The following is a 4,602-nucleotide window of genomic DNA, read 5'->3' as shown; positions in this document are numbered from 1 at the left end:
GAGAAAAGTCGGTGTTGAGAAACACCGACCCGGCACCCACGAAAGGTTCAATCAGGCATTCACCCTGAGGTAAATGCCGTTTGATATCATCAAGCAGGGGGTATTTTCCCCCTGCCCATTTCAAAAAAGCGCGATTTTTTTTCATGCTGACTAACTAATTACACCTTCTCCGGCTGTGGAGAAAGCTCCGACAGCATCCTGCGCTTTAGTCTTTGTCCCGCAATTGGGCGAAACAGCAAACCATTGCAGAACATATCCTATCTTACTTCAAATCGGCCTGAACCTGGTGCAGCGGTTTTGCCCACGGATTTTTCGCCTGAATATCGGCGGGTAGCGTAGACACTGCACGTTTCGCATCTTCTTTAGACGCATACACGCCTGTTACCAGAACATACCACGGTTGACCGTTACGCGTCGTCTGATACACCACGTAGTTTTTCAGGTTTTCTTTCTTCGCCCAACCGTTAAGGTTGTCGTAGTTAGAAGAACTGCTGAGCTGCAGCGTGTAATGGCTGGACGGCGCAGATTTTAACGCTCCGACATTTCCTGCACTTTTCGCTCCACCAGCAACAGGTGTTGACGTTGTTGCCGTCGCAGTTGGCGCAGGCGTTGTAGTCGCGGTTGCTTTCGGCTCAACGGTCGCCTTCGGCGTAGCGGTAACCACAGGTGCTTTGGTTGTGGTCGTCGGCGCAGTTGCAGTTGGTTTTGCCTGAGCAACAGGTTTCGGCTCTGTCTGCGTCGCTTTCACCGTAGTTTGCGGTTTGCTCTTCGGCTCAATAACGGCCTGTTTACGTTCCTGGTGTGTCGCAGCAGGGCGTTCAGCCGTTTCCGTTTTCGCAGTCTGGCGCACAGCATTACCATTACGAACTGGCGCAACGGTCGCCGGTTCGGTCGGCAGCGTAGAGTTAACCACTACATTGTTAACCTGCTCCTGGCCTTGCGGTTGCGTCAGAGCGTTGTTCAGATCGCCCTGCACTTCAACACGCTGCTGGCCTTCAGTTGCCGCAGGTGTCTGACCTTGAGTTGGGGTAGAGGAAATCGGCGGTAGGGAAACATCCTGCTGGGTATTGCCAGCGGTCTGCTCAGCGCCTGTTGCAGGCGTAGTCGTGCTCGCCTGATCCGTCGCGTTGTTGCCAGAAAGATCGATGCTCTTCTCACCAGATCCAGCCTGCTCACTGGGAGATGATGAGGGGGCTTTCAGCGCAGAACCGATACCGATGATCAGCAGCAACAGCACCAGGACACCGACACCCATCATCATATACTGACGAGAGGCAGGCTTGCTGGCGGGTTTCTTACGCTTGCGCGGACGGCGTTCTACACGCTCTTCATCCACGTCATCGTCATCAGACTCATACTCTTCTTCAATGTCCCGTTCTTCTTCACGCTCTTTACGTGCGCGCGCAGGACGGCGATCGTCAGCATCCAGATCAACATCATCAAAATTGATTTGCGGCTCATTATCGCGTTCAGACGATTGACGAGAACGACCAGTACGACGATCGCTGGGATCGGGTTTCAGCTCGTCTTCTGGTTTGAATTCATCCATTTAACACCCCACTCAAAGGTTAATGCTTACGACTTTGCACATAACCTGAAGCTAAAAGACCTACGTTTCGCAACGCAAGCCAGACCTTTCTTGTTGTTACGCCGGCTGGCAATCAGCAATAGCGTTAAGAACCACCTCGTGCGACACTCCGCCGCGCACTTCACTCTTCCCTAATGCCAGCGGAAGCACTAAACGAATCTCTCCCGCTAACACTTTTTTATCTCGCAGCATGTGCGGCAGATAAGCCTCGCTGGACATTTCACGCGGTCCATTGACCGGCAAGCCCGCTCGCTGCAGCAGCGTAATGATGCGCTGCGTATCAGCGGAGGTAAACTGTCCAAGACGTTCTGACGTACGAGCAGCCATTACCATACCTGCTGCAACGGCTTCACCATGTAACCAATTGCCATAACCCATTTCAGCTTCGATCGCATGGCCAAACGTGTGTCCCAGATTCAGTAAAGCACGTAAGCCCATTTCACGCTCGTCCGCTGCGACAACTTCTGCTTTCAGCTCACAACAACGACGAATACAGTACGCCATCGCCGGACCATCCAGACGCAATAACGCATCCAGATTTTCTTCCAGCCAACTGAAAAATTCACCGTCAAGGATGATGCCGTATTTGATCACTTCCGCCAGCCCCGATGCCAGCTCACGCGCAGGAAGCGTTTTCAGACAATCGAGATCCACCACCACGGACGCCGGTTGGTAAAACGCGCCAATCATGTTTTTACCGAGGGGATGGTTTACGGCGGTTTTGCCGCCAACGGAGGAGTCGACCTGCGACAACAGGGTTGTCGGGACTTGAATAAAACGAACACCACGCTGATAGCTGGCTGCCGCAAAACCGGTCAGATCGCCTATCACGCCGCCGCCAAGTGCGACTAACGTGGTATCACGACCGTGCGGTTTTTGCAGTAACGCAGTGAAAACCGTATCCAGAACCTTCAGGCTTTTATACTGCTCGCCATCGGGAAGGATAACGCTATCAACGTTAACACCCGCCTGTTCAAGTACGCCGCGAACCTTATCGAGATAAAGGGGAGCCAGGGTTTCGTTGGTTACCAACATAACCTGATCGCCCGATTTCAGCGGTAAGAATGAAGCTGGCTCATTAAACAAACCAGCCGCGATGGTGATAGGGTAACTACGTTCCCCGAGAGTGACTGTAATCCTCTCCATTACGCGACATCCACCTTAGTTACTTGTACCCGCAGACGAGTGTGTATTCAGCCAGAATTAGTTGCTTTCCAGCATATGAATAATCTGGTTTGCTACGACTTTTGCGCTCTGATCGTCGGTGCGAATGGTCACGTCAGCAATCTCTTCGTACAGAGGATTGCGTTCGTCAGCCAACGCTTCCAGAACTTCACGAGGCGGCGATTCTACCTGCAGCAGCGGGCGTTTCTTGTCACGTTGAGTTCGCGCAAGTTGTTTTTCAATTGTCGTTTCAAGATAGACCACGACGCCACGCGCGGAAAGACGGTTACGTGTTTCACGTGATTTAACAGAGCCACCGCCAGTTGCCAGCACAATACCCTGTTTTTCCGTCAACTCGTTGATGACTTTTTCTTCGCGATCACGGAAGCCGTCTTCACCTTCTACATCGAAGACCCAGCCCACATCAGCTCCGGTTCGTTTCTCAATCTCTTGATCAGAATCGTAAAATTCCATATTGAGTTGTTGAGCTAACTGGCGCCCAATAGTGCTTTTTCCGGCACCCATAGGCCCAACCAGAAAGATATTGCGTTTCTCTGCCATTTTTTCGGTACTACTAAGACTATTCGTTAATGGTAAACCCGCTTCGCAGACACTCAGCGCAGCAGGACATGAACTGAAACCTCATAAGATATTGCGAGAGTCAGACTGAAAATTATCTCAATACTCAAGCGGGTTTGGCAACTGAATAAATCACCAAACCTTACGCATTTCTGGTCGTGGCAGGCATGCTACCCTGCAAACATCAGACCTGGCGACGTATCGCGCAGCCAAATGACACCAAATAAGCCTATGACACACCACCAGAAAGGCAAAGCGTATTTACTGCCGCATAAGTAAAGAAAAGTACCGACACTCAAATCGGTACTCCTTGTATGCTAAATACACCCGCACGTCAAATCTCTGAAACGTGTTCAGTGCAAAAACAACGGCTTTTCATGCATAAGTTATTGCGTTGAAACCAGTCTGGGCGTAATAAAAACCACTAATTCACGCCGTTCGTCTTCTTTATCATCATGACGAAAGAGAGAGCCAAGCCAGGGGATGTCGCCCAACAGCGGCACGCTGTCGGCTGCGGATTTATTCTTATGTGAAAAAATCCCGCCCAGCGCAATCGTCTCGCCGCTTTTTACCTCGACCTGCGTTTCAATCTCCTGCTTATCAATAGCCAGAACTTCGCCATCCGCCTGCTGTAGCACCTGCCCGGGAACATTCTGGCTGATATGCAGTTTCAGTCTGATTCGTCCTTTCTGCAATACGGTGGGCGTGACTTCCATCCCCAATACAGCTTCCTTGAACTCGACGGATGTCGCGCCGCTTTCACCGCTGGAGACCTGATAAGGGATCTCACTACCCTGCTTAATACTGGCAGGTTGCAGGTGAGAAGCCAGTAAGCGTGGACTGGCGATGATGTCCAACTGCTGTTTTTGCTCCAGCGCAGACAGCTCCAGCTCGAGTAAACGACCGTTAATACGGCCAATGTTAAATCCCACACGGGATGTGGCTGTGGATACAGAAAGATCGCTGGCAAGCGTTGTGACGTTCCCCACAGCCCCCGATTGCTGTGCGTCAGCCAGCGACCACTTTACCCCCAGCTCACGCAAGCTTTTTTCGTTAATCGTCACTATATGCGCCGCCAGTTCGACTTGTGCAACCGGCAGATCCATTTGCGCCACCCACGTTTCCAGTGCGTTAAGCGCAACGCTATTATCACGCAGCAGTAAGCGGTTGGTGCGTTTATCCACCGTCATGCTTCCTTTGGCGCTGAGCAGCTTTTCTCCGGCTTTTGCCAGCTCGGAGGCATCAGCATATTGCAAAATGATACTGCGATG

The 4,602-nt window shown here is 51.6% G+C and carries 5 protein-coding genes; all 5 read right to left on the bottom strand.

Going from position 1 to position 4,602, the window contains the following annotated elements; all coding sequences use genetic code 11:
- The coding region (locus tag FDW87_RS22625; protein WP_252363180.1) for a DNA adenine methylase at positions 1–145 on the bottom strand (145 nt) is incomplete at its 3' end.
- Positions 146–262: 117 nt separating this feature from the next.
- Complete coding sequence (gene damX, locus FDW87_RS13860) at positions 263–1,549, bottom strand: cell division protein DamX (RefSeq protein WP_016157630.1); 1,287 nt, start codon at positions 1,547–1,549, stop codon at positions 263–265.
- A 96-nt stretch (positions 1,550–1,645) separates the two neighbouring features.
- Positions 1,646–2,734 (bottom strand): 3-dehydroquinate synthase, encoded by a 1,089-nt coding sequence (aroB, locus tag FDW87_RS13855; RefSeq protein WP_049271897.1) that lies wholly within the window; start codon positions 2,732–2,734, stop codon positions 1,646–1,648.
- A 57-nt stretch (positions 2,735–2,791) separates the two neighbouring features.
- Positions 2,792–3,313 carry a shikimate kinase AroK gene (aroK, locus tag FDW87_RS13850; protein WP_003023552.1) on the bottom strand — a complete coding sequence of 174 codons (522 nt, stop codon included), beginning with the start codon at positions 3,311–3,313 and terminating at the stop codon, positions 2,792–2,794.
- Positions 3,314–3,717: 404 nt separating this feature from the next.
- The coding region (hofQ, locus tag FDW87_RS13845; protein ID WP_252363175.1) for a DNA uptake porin HofQ at positions 3,718–4,602 on the bottom strand (885 nt) is incomplete at its 5' end.

Origin of the sequence: Citrobacter sp. wls826, from assembly GCF_005281245.1 — a bacterium.
In the GTDB taxonomy this organism is placed as follows: domain Bacteria; phylum Pseudomonadota; class Gammaproteobacteria; order Enterobacterales; family Enterobacteriaceae; genus Citrobacter; species Citrobacter braakii.
The sequence above is the reverse complement of the archived record's forward strand: the minus strand, read 5'-3'. Positions and strand labels throughout refer to the sequence as shown.